This window comes from Pseudonocardia halophobica, from assembly GCF_050948485.1.
Taxonomy (GTDB): Bacteria; Actinomycetota; Actinomycetes; order Mycobacteriales; family Pseudonocardiaceae; genus Pseudonocardia; species Pseudonocardia halophobica.
This window is the reverse complement of record NZ_CP192046.1, coordinates 125,756-140,506: the sequence shown is the minus strand read 5'-3', so window position 1 is coordinate 140,506 and position 14,751 is coordinate 125,756. Positions and strand designations below refer to the sequence as shown.

Annotated in this window: 14 protein-coding genes; 5 read left to right on the top strand and 9 right to left on the bottom strand. The window is 70.8% G+C overall.

Going from position 1 to position 14,751, the window contains the following annotated elements:
• Window positions 1-275 precede the first annotated feature (275 nt).
• On the top strand, window positions 276-1,682 hold the full coding sequence (locus ACQP04_RS00695) for a hypothetical protein (protein ID WP_433505161.1): 1,407 nt from the start codon (window positions 276-278) through the stop codon (window positions 1,680-1,682).
• Window positions 1,683-1,728: 46 nt separating this feature from the next.
• On the opposite strand, the gene glf is transcribed toward ACQP04_RS00695, so the two are convergent.
• A complete protein-coding gene (gene glf / locus ACQP04_RS00690) occupies window positions 1,729-2,922 on the bottom strand; it encodes a UDP-galactopyranose mutase (protein WP_433505160.1) in 1,194 nt (397 codons plus the stop codon).
• A 166-nt stretch (window positions 2,923-3,088) separates the two neighbouring features.
• Between glf and ACQP04_RS00685 the strand changes: the two genes are divergently transcribed.
• On the top strand, window positions 3,089-5,065 hold the full coding sequence (locus tag ACQP04_RS00685; RefSeq protein ID WP_433505159.1) for a DUF6541 family protein: 1,977 nt from the start codon (window positions 3,089-3,091) through the stop codon (window positions 5,063-5,065).
• Here ACQP04_RS00685 and ACQP04_RS00680 read toward each other — a convergent pair.
• From ACQP04_RS00680 to ACQP04_RS00665, 4 genes are all read right to left on the bottom strand, one after another.
• The gene (locus ACQP04_RS00680) at window positions 5,035-6,123 is read right to left on the bottom strand and encodes a glycosyltransferase family 2 protein (protein ID WP_433505158.1); all 1,089 of its coding nucleotides are present in this window, start codon (window positions 6,121-6,123) and stop codon (window positions 5,035-5,037) included. The two genes, ACQP04_RS00685 and ACQP04_RS00680, sit on opposite strands and share 31 nt — an antisense overlap.
• 9 nt (window positions 6,124-6,132) lie before the next feature.
• The gene (locus ACQP04_RS00675) at window positions 6,133-7,083 is read right to left on the bottom strand and encodes a Gfo/Idh/MocA family oxidoreductase (protein ID WP_433505157.1); all 951 of its coding nucleotides are present in this window, start codon (window positions 7,081-7,083) and stop codon (window positions 6,133-6,135) included.
• 49 nt (window positions 7,084-7,132) lie between these two features.
• Window positions 7,133-7,516, bottom strand: a complete 384-nt coding sequence (locus ACQP04_RS00670; protein WP_433505156.1) for a GtrA family protein — start codon at window positions 7,514-7,516, stop codon at window positions 7,133-7,135.
• A gap of 61 nt (window positions 7,517-7,577) precedes the next feature.
• Window positions 7,578-8,702 (bottom strand): DegT/DnrJ/EryC1/StrS family aminotransferase, encoded by a 1,125-nt coding sequence (locus tag ACQP04_RS00665; protein WP_433505155.1) that lies wholly within the window; start codon window positions 8,700-8,702, stop codon window positions 7,578-7,580.
• A 61-nt stretch (window positions 8,703-8,763) separates the two neighbouring features.
• On the opposite strand from ACQP04_RS00665, the gene ACQP04_RS00660 reads away from it, so the two are divergent.
• The gene (locus tag ACQP04_RS00660; RefSeq protein ID WP_433505154.1) at window positions 8,764-9,426 is read left to right on the top strand and encodes a UDP-N-acetylglucosamine acyltransferase; all 663 of its coding nucleotides are present in this window, start codon (window positions 8,764-8,766) and stop codon (window positions 9,424-9,426) included.
• Window positions 9,427-9,483: 57 nt separating this feature from the next.
• Here ACQP04_RS00660 and ACQP04_RS00655 read toward each other — a convergent pair whose 3' ends face one another.
• From ACQP04_RS00655 to ACQP04_RS00645, 3 genes are all read right to left on the bottom strand, one after another.
• A complete protein-coding gene (locus ACQP04_RS00655; RefSeq protein ID WP_433505153.1) occupies window positions 9,484-10,404 on the bottom strand; it encodes a decaprenyl-phosphate phosphoribosyltransferase in 921 nt (306 codons plus the stop codon).
• Window positions 10,404-10,979, bottom strand: coding sequence for a phosphatase PAP2 family protein (locus ACQP04_RS00650; RefSeq protein ID WP_433508514.1), 576 nt, complete (start codon window positions 10,977-10,979; stop codon window positions 10,404-10,406). Before ACQP04_RS00650 ends, ACQP04_RS00655 begins: the two co-directional genes overlap by 1 nt.
• A gap of 170 nt (window positions 10,980-11,149) precedes the next feature.
• Complete coding sequence (locus ACQP04_RS00645) at window positions 11,150-11,974, bottom strand: HAD family hydrolase (RefSeq protein ID WP_433505152.1); 825 nt, start codon at window positions 11,972-11,974, stop codon at window positions 11,150-11,152.
• A gap of 76 nt (window positions 11,975-12,050) precedes the next feature.
• On the opposite strand from ACQP04_RS00645, the gene ACQP04_RS00640 reads away from it, so the two are divergent.
• Entirely contained in the window at window positions 12,051-13,172 is a 1,122-nt protein-coding gene (locus ACQP04_RS00640; protein WP_433505151.1) for a nucleotide disphospho-sugar-binding domain-containing protein, read from the top strand.
• 64 nt (window positions 13,173-13,236) lie between these two features.
• Here ACQP04_RS00640 and ACQP04_RS00635 read toward each other — a convergent pair whose 3' ends face one another.
• On the bottom strand, window positions 13,237-13,728 hold the full coding sequence (locus tag ACQP04_RS00635) for a MarR family winged helix-turn-helix transcriptional regulator (RefSeq protein ID WP_358204433.1): 492 nt from the start codon (window positions 13,726-13,728) through the stop codon (window positions 13,237-13,239).
• A gap of 58 nt (window positions 13,729-13,786) precedes the next feature.
• On the opposite strand from ACQP04_RS00635, the gene ACQP04_RS00630 reads away from it, so the two are divergent.
• Window positions 13,787-14,743, top strand: coding sequence for an FUSC family protein (locus tag ACQP04_RS00630; protein ID WP_433505150.1), 957 nt, complete (start codon window positions 13,787-13,789; stop codon window positions 14,741-14,743).
• The last annotated feature ends 8 nt before the right edge of the window (window positions 14,744-14,751 follow it).

Sequence of the window (14,751 nt, the reverse complement as noted above, 5' to 3'; positions counted from 1 at the left end):
CCCGGATCGTGGGTGAGCACCTGCTGCTCGGCACCTCGCCGGCGGTGCGGTGGGCCGCCGGCGCGCGACTAGGAAGTGACTCGTGTCCAGCTCGACTCCTGCGCGGTGGACATGTGAGAGTCGGCGAGCGTGAGCGCGCTTGGCTGCGGCGCGGATCGCGGGATAATGAGGGCTACAGGGATTCTGTCGACACCGAACACCACATCTGGCTTATGAGTCGTTCCGCCGTTCGCCTCCTCGTGGCACTTCTTGCCGGAGTGGTGTCCTTGACGACGGTGGCCACCTCGTCCGGCCTTGGCGGGGGCGCTCCGGTAGGCGCCGCGGACAACGGAGACGGCGGACGACTTCTCTGCGGCGCGGGATTGGTTCCCGCCACCGCAGACGGCCGGTCCAACTGGGTCGGCGGCGTCGTGATGACGTTCACTCGAGACGCACCCTGCTCCGACCCCATCCCCTCGTCCGCGCTCACGCTTCTCCGGGCCGCCGCTGCGGGAAACCCTGACACATGGAACCTCACCGATTTGGGTTGGCTGTACGCGATTCTCATCGCCCTGGTGACAGCCGTTGCGGCATGGGCCTGTACAGCGCGGCGATGGTGGAGCCCCGTGGTGCTCCTGGCGCCGTTGGCACCGCTGGCGAGCCCGACGTTCACCCGGTTCTTCCTCTCCACCTATTCCGAGCCCGCGGGACTGCTGGGCGCCTACACCCTGTTGGCCGGCGTGGCGGCCCTGGCGGTTACGTCCCAGCGCGCACGTGACGCGAGGCTGGTCGCTGTGGCGTTGACGGCCGCGGGAGCGTTCACAGCCGGGACAGCGAAGGTCGCCTACCTGCCGCTGCTGGTGGTCGGAGTGGCGGTCTGCGCCACGGCCACCGTGCTCGTCAGTCGTCGCCGGAAGATGCTCAACCTGCTGCCCGGGGTCGCCGTGGCCGCAGGACTCGGGATCGCGGCGCTCGCGCCGACACACGCAGCGCTCTCCTGGCAGAGCCGCGACTATCCGGCGGTCAACGCACACAACCTGATCTTCACGACGCTGCTCCCCGAGGTGGGGGCCGGGGCGGCGTCCCAGGTCGGGCTGCCGGTCGAGGCGGCCGCACATGCCGGCCGGGGTTTCTACGGGCCCAGCGGCGCCCCGCTCGATCCCGATTCCGTTCCCGGTTGGCGAGGGGCGGTCGGCGACGACCCCGGCGTGGCCCAGCAGGCGGCCCAGCGGGCGCTGCTCTCGCATCCGGATGCCTTCCTGACCGCGGTCGGAGTGGCGATGCAGGCGACCAGAGGCGCGGACGTCGATTATCTGCAGTCCGGTCCGGTCCCGGCCGGGACCGCCGGGCCGCTACAGATCATCGACTCCCCACAGATGGGGAAGGACGTCGCCTGGATGCGGGCGTGGCTGGGCTCGATGCCGGCGCCGTGGCTCTCCTCCCTGCTGGCCGTCCTCGGCCTCTTGGTCGGAGCCGCGGGGTTGCGCACAGGCGGGGCACTCGCCGGGTTCACGCGACTCGCGGGTGTCGCGTCGGCCGCTGCGACAGGGCTCGCAGTCCTCACCGTGCTCGGCGACGGCTACTACGAGATCGCCAAACACATGTGGCCGGCGGCGTACCTGCTCGTCGTCGTCGCCATGTCGTCGGTCGGCGCCGGGGTCGTCCTGCTCGGGCGTGGCATCCGCAGGAGAACGGAGAAGTGACCGCGTAGCGTGGCGAGTAGTGCGCCGCGAGCAGGCGTCCGCCGGCTCAGTCCTCGGCCTCGGTGCCGGACAGCGCCTTGCCGTCGACGAAGTGCGGGGTGAGGCGGTTGTCGAACATGGTCAGCGCGGAGCCGATCGCCATGTGCATGTCGAGGTACTTGTAGGTGCCGAGGCGGCCGCCGAACAGCACGTTGCGGTTCGCGGTCTCCTTGCGCGCCAGCTCGCGGTACCGCTCCAGCTTGGCGCGGTCCTCGGGCGTGCCCACCGGGTAGTACGGCTCGTCGCCGGACTCGGCGAAGCGCGAGTACTCGCGGACGATGACCGTCTTGTCCTTGGGGTAGTCCCGCTCGGGGTGGAAGTGCCGGAACTCGTGGATCCGGGTGTAGGGGACCTCTTCGTCGTTGTAGTTCATGACGGAGGTGCCCTGGAAGTCACCGGTGTCGTGCAGGACCTCGGTCTCGAAGTCCAGCGTGCGCCACGACAGCTCGCCCTCGCTGAAGTCGAAGTAGCGGTCCAGCGGGCCCGTGTAGACGGTCGGGATGCCGACCGGCAGCTCCTCGCGGACCGCGAAGTAGTCCGTGTCCAGCCGGACCTCGATGTTCGGGTGGTCCGCCATCTTCTCCAGCCACGCGGTGTACCCGTCGACGGGCAGGCCTTCGTAGGTGTCGTTGAAGTAGCGGTTGTCGAAGGTGTAGCGGACGGGGAGCCGCGAGATGATCGAGGCGCCGAGCTTGGTCGGGTCCGTCTGCCACTGCTTCGCCGTGTAGCCCTTGACGAACGCCTCGTACAGCGGCCGCCCGATCAGCGAGATCGCCTTCTCCTCCAGGTTCTCCGCCTTTGCGGTGTCGAACTCGGAGGCCTGCTCGGCGATCAGGGCGCGCGCCTCGTCCGGCGTGTGCGACTTCCCGAAGAACTGGTTGATCAGCGCCAGGTTCATCGGGAACGCATAGACCTGGTCCCGGTACCGCGCGAACACGCGGTGCTGGTAGTTCGTGAAGTCCGTGAAGCGGTTGCAGTACTCCCACACGCGCTTGTTGGACGTATGGAAGAGGTGCGCGCCGTACCGGTGGATCTCGATGCCCGTCTCGGGCTCGGGCTCGGAGTAGGCGTTGCCGCCGATGTGGGGACGCCGCTCGAGCACCAGGACCTTCTTGCCCAGTTCGGCGGCGGCCCGCTCCGCGATCGTCAGCCCGAAGAAGCCCGAGCCCACCACGACCAGATCGAACTGTGCGTCAGTCACGGGCACCGAGGGTAGCGGCGAGGTGCGCGAACCCGGTCATCACCCCGTTCACGATGAACGCGTGGATCTCGGCGTACGCCGGGCGCGGCTCGACAGCAGCGGACTCGCCCGCCGCTAACATGCCGACGACCAGGAAACATCTTGGTAAGCGTGAGCGAGGTGGAGGATGGCCGCTCCGGTGGTCGACGGATCCGACCTCGGCCTTGTGGTCGTGTACGCACTGGCGCTGTTCCTGCCGGGAGGAATCGTCGGACTGGCGGCGCGGTTGCGTGGCTGGTGTCTGGCCGCGACGGCCCCCCTGCTCACCTATGCCCTCGTCGGCCTGCTCGGGCCATGGACGACTGCGCTGGGAGTGCGCTGGTCCGCGGGGGTCCTGGTCGTCGGAACACTTCTCGTGGCAGTGGTGCTCGCCGGACTGGATCGGCTGCTCGCACGGTGGCGTTCGGCTCCGACGGTCACCACCACGTGGCCGACGCCCTTGGCCGCCTGGTCACCTCGGGCACATCTGGCGGTAGCCGCTGTGGTCGGCGTCGCGGCACTGGCGGGCGCACAGGTCGTGATCGGCGGGATGCGCGGCCTGCGCACGATCCCGCAGGACTGGGACGCAGTGTTCCACGCCAGCGGTATCCGATGGATCGCGGAGCGCGGCGACGCCGGACTCTTCGGGATGAGCCAGATCAACTGGTTCGAGCCGGGCACCTCGATCTTCTACCCGAACGCCTACCACATTCTGGGCGCGACGGTGTTGCAGCTGACCGGCCGGGACGTCCCCTCCGTACTCAACGCGCACACGGCCCTCATCCCCGGCCTCTGCGCCCTGGTCCTCGCTGCCCTGGTGCGGCGCTTCGGCGGCACCCCGACACACGCGGCCGCGACAGCCCTCGCCGCGGTCGCCGCCAGCGCCTTGTACGACATGCTGTGGCGTGGGCCGTTGTTGCCCTACGCCACGGGGGTGGCACTGACCCCGGCGTTCCTGCTGCTGGTCGTTCACCTGCTGGACTCACTGTCCCTGCGCCAGGCAACGGTCCGCGGCCTCGTGGCGGCGCTCGGAGCGGCCGGCCTGGTTTGTCTGCATCCCGCGATGCTCTTCGGCGTGGTGGTCCTCGTCGTGCCATGCCTGATTCAGAGGTGGGCAACTCGCCCGGAGCGGCTACGCCGGGAGCCGCTCGTCCTGGCCGGCACAACCCTCGCGGCTCTCGCCCTCGTCTCGAGCCAGATCGCCGGCTCGCTGCACAGCGCGGCCAGCTTCCCCGCCGTGGACTGGCCGGCGGACCTCGCCTGGTCCGAGTCGATCACCGAGATCCTCTCGTTCGGGCACGCTGCGCCATGGCCACAGATGTGGCTCGTCGCTCCTGCTGTGGTCGGTCTGCTCACCTACAACCGGCTTGGTGCGCTCCGATGGATCGGAGCGCCGATCGTCGTCTTCGGGGCATTGTTCGTCCTCGCCGCCAGCTCGGACGCCGAATGGGTCAATGCCGTCACCCGGCCTTGGTGGAACGACCGCTGGCGGCTCGCCGCCCTGTTCACGCTGCTCGCATGCGTGCTGGTGGGCCACGGCGTGGATCGGATCGCCGCGCTGCTGGCGCGGCTGAGCCGGTGGCTGTTCCGGGATAGCGCCGGACGGCTCGCTGAGGGCAGCGGCGCGGTCACCGCCTTCATCGCGCTCGTCGCATTCGTGGCGCTCAGCCACGGGCTCTACCTCGAGCGCAACGAGACGAAGATGTCGATCAATACGGGGCAGGGGCCCGCTCTTTCTTCACTCGAAGTCACGGGTCTCAGCGCGCTCGGTTCGCTGGTTCCGCGCGGCGTCCGTGTACTCAACGACCGGAACGACGGGTCGGTCTGGATGTACGCATTGTCCGGGACACTCCCGGTCGCCGGGCACTACGACGGGACGGGCCTCGGGAACACGGACGTGTCGACCTTGGAGACTGCTTTCAACCTGTACGACGAGCGACCCGACGTCCGGGCGGCCGTCAGCCGGCTCGGGGTCGGCTACGTGGTCGTGGGTGAAGGCTTTCTCCGCAGCTACAGTGACCGCGCGCCTGGCCTGACCAATCTCGACGACTTGCCGTTCCTCCGTCTCGTCTACGCCAATCCGGACTTCCGCGTCTACCGGATCGTCGCCCCGGACGGTGACTGATCCTCCGTCGGCTTCGCGTTGACCGGCGGCTTCGCGTTGACCGGCGTCACCGCGGGTGCGACTGCGGGTTCGGTGCGACCGGATTCCCGCCAGGGGCGGTGCTGCGTGGAGGGAGGAGCCGTCGGCCGGTCCGGGCTCTCCTGGATGTCCAGCAACAGCGCATACATCAGCATCTGCATACCGAGCAGCCACGGAGCGACGGCCAGTACGACCGATCCCGCAGTAGCCGCCGGCGGGCCGATCGTCTCGATGATCGTCCACACCCCGACGACAGTGCCGAACAAGGTGAGAAGGAGGCCGCCCACGACGAACAACGCCACCGGGGAGAAGGAGTGCACGACGTACTTCCACAGGAAGCGCCGCCATAGTCCGCGCAGCAGTAGATTGCTGATCTCCGGCCCGACCCGGCGAAGCTTGATCGACGACACCTCCTCCCCGTACACGGCGGGAATCGGTACGTCCGTAGCAGGTACCCGCAGGATGTTCAGGTTGACCAGTACGTCGTTCTCGTACGAGTAGCGCTGAGCCAACTGCTCGAACGGGAGCCGCTGCAGCACGTCGCGACGCGTTGCCGTGTAGCCGTTCTGCGGGTCGAAGATGTGCCAGTAGCCGGAGGCGAACTTCGTCAGGAACGAGAGAACTATGTTGCCGAATACCCGGTATTTCGGCATTCCCTCGTACGAGCCCGTCGAAAAGAAGCGGTTTGCCTTCGCAAAGCCGTAGCCGTCGTGCACGATCGGGTCGAGCAGCGCCGGGAGGTATGCGGGGTCCATCTGCGCGTCGCCGGCCATGACCACGTTGATGTCGGAGCCACGGTCCAGCGCGGCCCGATGTCCGGTGATGATCGCCCCACCCACACCCGTGTTGACCTCATGTGTGATCACCTGAAGGCGGGGGTCGCCGGTGGCACGAGCCACTTCGGCCGTCCGGTCCGAGCTCCGGTCGTCGACCACCACGATGATGTCCACCCATTCGGGCATCGTCTTGATGACCTTGGAGATCAGCTTCTCTTCGTTGTACGCGGGTACGACGGCCGCGATCCGGTGGTCCTCGTACATGTCCCCTCCTCAGAGCCCGGCCGCAGCCCGCACCCGCATGGCGAGTTCGAGCGCTCGTGCACCGTCGCGACCCGTGACACGCGGCGTCGTACCTGTGCGGACACAGTCGACGAAATGCGACAGCTCGAGGAACAGCGGCTCACCGCGATGTTCCAGGAACGGCAACTCCACCACGCCCGTTTGCCGATAACGAGTGCCCTCGTCCGAGAGGTACTCCGAATGGTCGACGCGGTGGACCGTCACGTCCTGGCGGAGCAGGTCGACGTTGACGTAGTCCTTCTCTCGGGTGAGCGCGAGATTCCGGATCTTGTTCTGTCCGATCCTGCTCGCCGTCAACGCAGCAGTGACTCCGTTGTCGAATTCGATCAACGCGCTGACCAGGTCTTCCGTACCCGAGCGGGTGCGTTGTGCGGTCGCCAGCACCCGACTCGGCTCACCACCTGCCAGGGCGAGCACGATGTCGAGGTCGTGGATCATCAGGTCCAGCACCACCCCGACCTCGACACGGTTGCTGTACGGCCCGATCCGTGACGCCTCGACGTGCACGACGTCCCCTTGCATCCGGTCGAGTTCGAGCACGGCGGGGTTGAACCGCTCCACGTGCCCGACCTGGAGCACCATGCCCGCTGCGTCCGCAGCGGCGATCAGACGCTCGGCCTGCTCGACGGTGGTCGCCACGGGCTTCTCCACCAGCACGTGGACGCCTGCCGCCAGGAGCGCGAGGCCGTGCTCCTCGTGCATCGAGCTCGGGGACGCAACGATCGCGGCGTCGACCTCGCCGACGATCTCCCCGACGTCCGCGAGAGGCTCAGCGCCGGCCACGGCCGCGGCGCGCGCGGCCCGCTCCGGGTCCGGGTCGACGACGTGTGTGACCTGGACACCAGGCAACGATCTCGCGACGCGAGCGTGATTCGTGCCCATCACGCCTGCGCCGACGACGGCGATCTTCAGCGGGGTCATTCCGTCCTCGTGCTCGGGTGGATCATCGGGCATACCGCGTCGAACAGATTCACACCGACTCATCGGTGCTGTCCCGCGACACGCGGAAGACCCAGAACTGGTATGCGAAGTAGTTCCAGCAGGTCGTCAGTGCCACGGAAACGACTTTTCCCCACTGGTAACCGACGCCCGTCCGCTCGGCGAGCGCGACGATCCCGAGGGTGATCACGTAGTTGATCCCCAACAGGATGAAGTAGCGCAGAAGTTGCCGGTGCCCCATGCCCCGAGCACCGAAGGTCACGTATTTGTTGCACAGGAAGACGACTGCGAGGCTCGCCCAGAAGGCGATGCTCGTCGCCAACCAGACCGGCGTGCCCACCACCTCGCGAAGAAGGACGAGCAGTCCGAAGTCGACGACGAACCCGCCCACGCCGACGCCGACATAGGTCGCCATGCGGCGCAGCGAGATTCCTGACCGAAGCCGCTTGCCCAGCGCAGACACACTCATCACACGGTCAGGACAGGGCGGCGGAGACCGCGTCCGCAACCCGCTCCACGTCGTCGTCGTCGAGCGCGGCGTGGACGGGCAGGGAGAGACAGTGTGCCGCGACCTCACGAGCCACCGGGGTCTCGGCCACCTGCACCAGCGGGTGGTCGCGGTAGCAGGCGTAGTCGCTCGCGAGATGCGGGTAGTAGATGCCGCTCCCGATGTTCTGCTCGGCGAGCGCGGCCGCGAGCCCGTCGCGGTCCATTGCGGCTTCGCCCTCGAGGAGCACGGTGTACTGGTGCCAGACGTGCTGCCGCCCCGGGAGCACCTCCGGTGTCCGGAGGCCGGGAAGCCCGCTGAGTCGCTCGGTCAGTCGAGCCGCATGTCGCCGCCGGCGCTCCACCTGCTGGGTGTATCCGGCGAGCTGGGGCAGCCCGACGGCTGCCGCGAGGTCGGTCATCCGGTAGTTGTGGCCCACCATCTCGTACTCGTACCGGGCGCGCATTCCTTGGTTGCGCAGCACTCGAAGCCGGTCGGCGAGAACATCGTCCGAGGTCGTGATCATCCCGCCCTCGCCCGTGGTGAGATTCTTGGTGGCGTAGAACGAGAAGCAGCCGACGCCGAAGGACCCGGCCGCTCTCGTGCGGTATCGCGCCCCGTGTGCCTGAGCGGCGTCCTCGACGAGGTGCAGGCCGTGCTCACGGGCCAGCTCGGTGAGCGGGTCCATGTCCGCGGTCTGCCCGAAGAGGTGGACGGGCATGAGCACAGTGGCGCGCTCTCCGACCTGATCCGCGGCGGAGGCGGGATCGAGCGCGAAGTCGCGGGCCGAGATGTCGGCGAACCGAACCTTCGCACCTGTCGCCAGGACGGCGTTGACGGTCGCGATGAAAGTGAACGGCGAGGTGACCACCTCGTCACCCGGACCGACCCCCAGGCCCAGGAGCGCCGCGGTCAGAGCGGTGCTGCCGTTGCTCACCGCGATGGCGTGCTCGACCCCGCTGAGCTCGGCGAACCGCTGTTCGAATTCCGCCACCTTCGCACCCTGGGCGAGGTGTCCGGAACGCAACACCTCCAGTACCGACGCCTCGACGGCCTCGTCGAGACGGACGGTGGAGATCGGGACGGGACGAGACCCGGCGTGCGCGAGCGCCATGGCACTGAGGGTAGCCGGGGTGGTCATGACGCCAGGGGAGCCCCGGCCCTACGGTGTGCCCGTGCCCGTGCATCCCAGTGCCGTGATCTCCGAAGGCGTCGAGCTCGGGCGCGATGTCGCGGTCGGGCCCCACGCCGTCCTCCTCGGTCCATGCCGTGTCGGAGATGGCGTCGTCATCGGCGCGGGTTGTGTGATCGGCAGCCCGCCCGAGATCACCTCTGCCTCGCAGAATCTCGCGTGGGACGGCGAACTCGAGCACCACGGCGTCGTGGTCGAAGACGGCGTGGTCATTCGCGAGACCTCCACCATCCAGCAGGGAAGTCGGTCGCCGACGGTCATCGGGGCGGGCAGTTGGCTGCTGAGTCGCACCTACGTTGCCCACGACTGCGTTCTGGGCCCTGGTGTGACCACGTCGGCCGGTGTCTCGCTGGGCGGCTACGCGCGAATCGGCGAGGCCGCGAACATCGGCATGAACGCGACCGTGCATCAGCGGCGCTCCGTCGGCACCGGGGCGATGGTCGGCATGTCGTCGGCGGTGACTCGAGACGTGCCGCCGTTTGCGAAGGCGTTCGGCGTTCCGGCGCGGGTTCGCGGAGCGAACAAGGTCGGTATGATCCGGTCTGGCTTCGACCACGAGGTCGCAGAGGCCCTTGACGCCGCCTACACCACGGGGCGGGGGGACGAGGCCGCAGCCATTCTCGCGAAGCTCGAGATCGACGGCTGATCCGCCGTGCGTCGTCGCGTCGCACGCTCGCGAACGAATGGTTCCGGGACGGGAACGTCAGAGATAGACCGCCAGGGTCAGCATCGCGACCCACGCGATGGCAAGGACCTGCAGGACCCGGTCGCCGAGGGCGATGTCCTCGGGCTCGCCGCCGTCGCCGTTGTCGACGTCGACCGAGTAGCGCAGCACCGCGACGACGAACGGGACGATGGAGATCACCGACCACACCGAGTTGTGGTGCGCCTCGCGGATCTCGAAGGCCCACAGCCCGTAGGTCATGATCAGCACCGTGGCCGACAGCGCCCACACGAACCGCAGGTAGGACGGGGAGTACGACTCCAGCGACTTGCGGATCTTCGCGCCGGTGCGCTCGGCGAGCATCATCTCGGCGTAGCGCTTGCCGGAGACCATGAACAGCGAGCCGAACCCGGCGGCGAGCAGGAACCACTGCGACAGCGGGATGGCCGCGGCGACGCCTCCGGCGATGGCGCGCATCAGGAAGCCGGAGGCCACGATGCAGATGTCGAGCACCGGCTGGTGCTTGAGCCAGAAGCAGTACGCCAGCTGGACGCCGACGTAGACGCCCAGCACGATCAGCAGCTGCACCGAGGCCAGCAGCGACAGCGCGATCGCCGCGGCGAAGGCCACCGCCGCGACGCCGTAGGCCACCGGGACCGGGACGATCCCGGCCGCGATGGGCCGGTTGCGCTTGGTCGGGTGGGCGCGGTCGGCCTCGACGTCCTTGGCGTCGTTGACCAGGTAGACACCGGACGCGGCCAGCGAGAACGCCACGAAGGCGATGGCCAGCTTGACCGCCACGGCGCCCTGGAACAGGTCGCCGGAGGCGAACGGGGCGGCCAGCACCAGGACGTTCTTGACCCACTGGCGCGGGCGCATCGTCTTGACGACGCCGGCCGCCAGACCGATCGGGGTCCGCTGCGGGGCCTCCATCGTCGGGGGTACGTCCGTGCTCGTCATCAGCGCTTCTTCCTGTGGATCAGGCGCGGGATCACGCGCCGGGCGGCGAGGGCGACGCCGGCGCCGAGCGCCGATCCCGTCGCCACGTCGGTCGGGTAGTGCACGCCCAGGACCAGCCGGGACAGCGCCATCACCGGCACGACGGCCAGCGGCGCGGCGGACCGCAGCAGCCCGCCGTAGAGCACGGCGGCGGCGGTGGTCGAGGTGGCGTGCGAGGAGGGGAAGGACAGCCGGCTCGGGGTGCCCACGAGCACCTCGACCGACGGGTGTTCGGGACGGGGCCGGCGCACGACGCGCTTGACCCCGATGGACGCCCCGTGGGCGAAGGCGACGGCCGCGGTGGACCAGAGCCACTCCGCGCGCCGGCGGCGGTCGACGGCCGCGCCGACGAGACCCAGCGCGAGCCAGCCGCCCGCGTGCTCGCCGAAGTGCGACATGCCCCGGGCCACGGAGACCGTCCGCGGCCGCGCGATCCCGCGCTGGACGGCGGCCAGGACCTGCAGCTCGGGCGTCGCGCCGGGTTCGGCGGACGGCGCCACGGGGGGGACGGCGGGGACCGTGGGTGCGTCCGGCACGGCCGGTACGTCGAGCGACCGGTCGGTCACGGGCAGGCCTCCTCGCGCTCGCGGCGGGGTCTCCGCGGGCGCCGATCTGCGGGGTGTACGGCGCAGCCATGCTACGCGTCAGCCCCCGGCTCCCCGGTCCGGCGTGCCGGGGCGGGTCGTCCCCGCTGGTCAGCCCCGGGTCAGAACCACCGCTCGAGGACCAGCGCGACGCCGTCGTCGACGTTGGTCGCGGTGGTCTCGTCCGCCGCCGCGACGACCTCCGGGTGCGCGTTGCCCATCGCCACCCCGTGCCCGGCCCACCGCAGCATCGCCAGGTCGTTGGGCATGTCGCCGAACGCGACGACCTCGTCGGCCCGGATGCCCGCGAACTCCGGCGTGCGCTCCATGAGGTCGAGCAGCCCGGTGGCCTTCGAGACGCCCGCAGGCGCCACCTCGATCAGCCCGCCCGGGTGCGAGAACGTGATGTCGACGGTGTCGCCGACCAGCGGCTCCAGTGCGGCGGCCATGGCGTCGCTGGACATCCCCTTGGCCCGGACCAGCAGCTTCACCGCGGGGTGGGCCAGCAGCCGGCCGCGCTCCTCGGTCGGGGGCCCGCCGCCCGGCCAGGCGTGCTCGTAGTCCGGTTCGGCGACGAACTGGGCCACCTGGTCGTCGAACGCGTGCTCGCCCACCCGCTCCACCCCGAGGGTGGCGCCCGGCAGGGCCTCGGCGACGGCCAGCTCGAGCCGGGTGAGGTCCTCCGGGTGCAGGGGGCGGGAGCCGACGATCCGGTCGGCCTCGACGTCGTAGAGCACCGCGCCGTTGGCGCAGACCGCGTACCGGACCACGCCGAGCTGCGTCGCCACGGGCGGGATCCAGCGCGGTGGGCGCCCGGTCACCAGGACGAACGGGACACCGCGGGCGACCAGCCTGCCGACCACGGCCGCGGTGCGGGGGCTGACCTCGTGGTCCTCGCCGAGCAGGGTGCCGTCGACGTCCGTCGCCACCAGGCGTGGGGCCTCCATCAACTACACCATCCACCCGGACACGCCCCCAGCGTACGGGCAGCGGCCGACGCGATCTCCGGGATAGCGTGCGCCTATGCGCGTGCTGCTGGTGTCGGCGCCGCTCACCGGGCACCTGCTGCCGATGCTGCCCCTCGGTGAGGCGCTGTGGGAGGCGGGGCACGACGTGCTCGTCGCCACCGGCGGGGACGCCATGGGCGCCGACACGGGCGACCTCCCCGTGATCGACATCGCACGGGACCTCTCGTTCGCCCGGATCGCCGCGCGGAGCATGGCCGCCCATCCCCTCGACGCCCGCGCCGAGCTGGCCGGCACCGCGGGCACCCGGATGGTGGCCCGGCTGTTCGGCGCCGTGAACGAGGAGCTCACGGACGGGCTGGTGACCGTCGTCGAGCAGTGGCGGCCCGACGTCGTGGTCCACGAGCCGCTCGCGGTCGCCGCCGCCGTCGCCGCGGCCCGGTACGACCTGCCGACGGTCCTGCTGGAGAACTCACTGTTCGACGGTCCGTCGCTGGTCCGGGTCACGTCGGAGTCGAAGATCATGCGGCGCGCGCTGCGGCGGCACGGGCTGGAGGATCGCGGGCTCCCGGCCGCCGAGGTGGTGCTGACGACGGCGCCGCGCAGCGTCGTCGGCGAGCGGACCGGGCTGCCGATGCGGCCGGTGCAGCGCGGCGGCGGGGAGATCCCGGCCTGGCTGCGGGTGCCCTCGGACGCGGCGGACCGGCCGCGCATCCTGGTCTCGCGCAGCACGGCCCCCGGCCCGGGTGCCGACCCCATGCCGGGCGCGTTGGCCGCCGCGGCGGAGGTCGACGCCGAGATCGTGCTGGTCCGGCCGGAGCCGCGGATCGAGCGCCGGGCGCGCGGCGTGGACCGGGTCCGGACGGTCGGCTGGGTGCCGCTGGTCGACGTCATGCCGCTGTGCGCGGCCATCGTCCACCACGGCGGTTCGGGCACCGCGATGGGCGCGCTGTCCGCCGGGATCCCGCAGCTCGCGGTGCCCGGGGCCGGGGACCGGCGGCACAACGCCGAGCTCATCGCGCGGCGCGGGGCGGGCCTGTCCGGGAAGGTGACCGCCGAGGCGCTGCGCCGCCTGGTCGCCGACGGCGAGCTGGCCGCCAACGCCCGCGAGGTCCGGACCGAGCTGGAGGCGATGCCGCCGCCCGAGGCCCGGGTGCCGGACGTGGCCGCCCTCAACTGAGGCTCGTTTCCGCTGCTCACCCGCGGTCGTGAGTGGCGAGTGCCGCTCCAGGGGCAGTTGCCGCTCACGGTTCCCAGGCCAGCAGCGCCGTCCGGAGCAACGCGGCCAGCGACTCGCGCTGGGCCGGGGTGAGGGCCTCGAGCAGCTCGGCCTCGGCGGCGAGCTGGCGCGGGAGGACCTCGTCGACCAGGCGTTCGCCCGACGGGGTCAGCGCGACCCGGGCGGCGCGGGCGTCGTCGGGGTCCGGGGTGCGGGTGACCAGGCCGGCGGCGGTGAGCTTGTGCAGCCGCTTGGTGGTCGCGGCCGGCGAACCCACCACCCCGGCGGTGAGGTCGCCGGGACGCAGCGGGGCGTCGTTGCGGCGCAGCTGGCTGAGGACGTCGAACTCGGCGCGGGTCACGCCGGCGTCGGCCAGCCAGTCGTCGGCCGCCTGCTGGAGGAACCGCGCGGCCCGCAGGATCCGCCCGACGACGGCGATGGGCTCGGTGTCCAGGTCCGGGCGCCGGCCCGCCCAGACCGCCCGGATCTCGTCGATCGCGTCACGGTTCGCCGTCATCGGCTTCCCCTTCCGTACACCGGTGAAGTAAATTGCTACACCGGTGAAAGGAGTATGCGTGCGGGGGACGCTGGTCCGCGAACTGGCCCGCTTCGAGGCCCACGCCGGGGCGCACCGGCCCGCGCTGCGGTGCGGGATCTCGGTGGGCGTCCCGATGCTGGTGCTGCTCGCGCTGGGCCGGCTGGACCTGCTCGGGGCGGCCACCTTCGGCGCCTTCGCCGCCATCTACGGCCGGAACCTCACGGTCCCGGCGCGCACGGGGGTGCAGGCGGTCACCGGCCTCGGGCTGGTCGCGAGCGTGGCCGTCGGGCTGCTCGCCGCGCACCTGCCCGCCTCGCCGTGGCTCGCGCTGCTCGTCCTGGTGGGGGTGGCCGTCGCCGGCACGATCGGCGGCGAGGTCGTCGGCTGGAAGCCGGGCGGGCCGCTGTTCTTCGTGTTCGCGGCCGGCGCGTTCGCCGGCGCCCAGCCGCTCGGTCTCACCGCGTCGCTGCAGGTCGTGGCGGTCGCCGCGGGCTCGGCGGGGTTCGCGGTGCTCGTCGGGAGCGCCGGCGCACTGCTGCCCGGGCACGTCCGGCGCCGGGCACCGCTGGTCGCGGTCCCGCTGCGCGAGGCCGTGCGCCGGGAGATCGTGCTCGAGGTGCTGCTGGCCTGCGCGGTCACCGCGCCGCTCGCGGTGCTGCTCGGAGTGGAGCACCTGTACTGGGCGCTGGTCGCGGCCGTCGTCCCGCTGTCCGTGCCGGGCTCCCGGGCCCGGGTGACCCGCGGCGTGATGCGCATCGGCGGCACGCTCGGCGGGCTGGCCGTCGCCGCGGTCCTGCTGGCCCTGCACATGCCGGGCTGGGCGATCGTCGTCACGGCCGTGGTGCTGCAGACCGGGGCGGAGCTGCTGGTGATGCGCAACTACGCGATCGCGCTGCTGTTCATCACCCCGCTCGCGCACCGACCGGCTCGTCGCCACCGTGGTCGGGGTGCTGGTGGCGCTGGCCGTCCTGGGCCTGCGCGGCCGTGCACGTGACCGCCGGG

Coding starts and splice junctions, on each gene's coding strand:
- ACQP04_RS00685 (WP_433505159.1), top strand. CDS start 3,089: ATGGCCGCTCCGGTGGTCGACGGATCCGACCTCGGCCTTGTGGTCGTG.
- ACQP04_RS00635 (WP_358204433.1), bottom strand. CDS start 13,728: ATGACGGCGAACCGTGACGCGATCGACGAGATCCGGGCGGTCTGGGCG.
- ACQP04_RS00665 (WP_433505155.1), bottom strand. CDS start 8,702: ATGGCGCTCGCGCACGCCGGGTCTCGTCCCGTCCCGATCTCCACCGTC.
- ACQP04_RS00670 (WP_433505156.1), bottom strand. CDS start 7,516: ATGGCGACCTATGTCGGCGTCGGCGTGGGCGGGTTCGTCGTCGACTTC.
- ACQP04_RS00680 (WP_433505158.1), bottom strand. CDS start 6,123: ATGTACGAGGACCACCGGATCGCGGCCGTCGTACCCGCGTACAACGAA.
- ACQP04_RS00655 (WP_433505153.1), bottom strand. CDS start 10,404: ATGACGAGCACGGACGTACCCCCGACGATGGAGGCCCCGCAGCGGACC.
- ACQP04_RS00675 (WP_433505157.1), bottom strand. CDS start 7,083: ATGACCCCGCTGAAGATCGCCGTCGTCGGCGCAGGCGTGATGGGCACG.
- ACQP04_RS00640 (WP_433505151.1), top strand. CDS start 12,051: ATGCGCGTGCTGCTGGTGTCGGCGCCGCTCACCGGGCACCTGCTGCCG.
- ACQP04_RS00645 (WP_433505152.1), bottom strand. CDS start 11,974: ATGGAGGCCCCACGCCTGGTGGCGACGGACGTCGACGGCACCCTGCTC.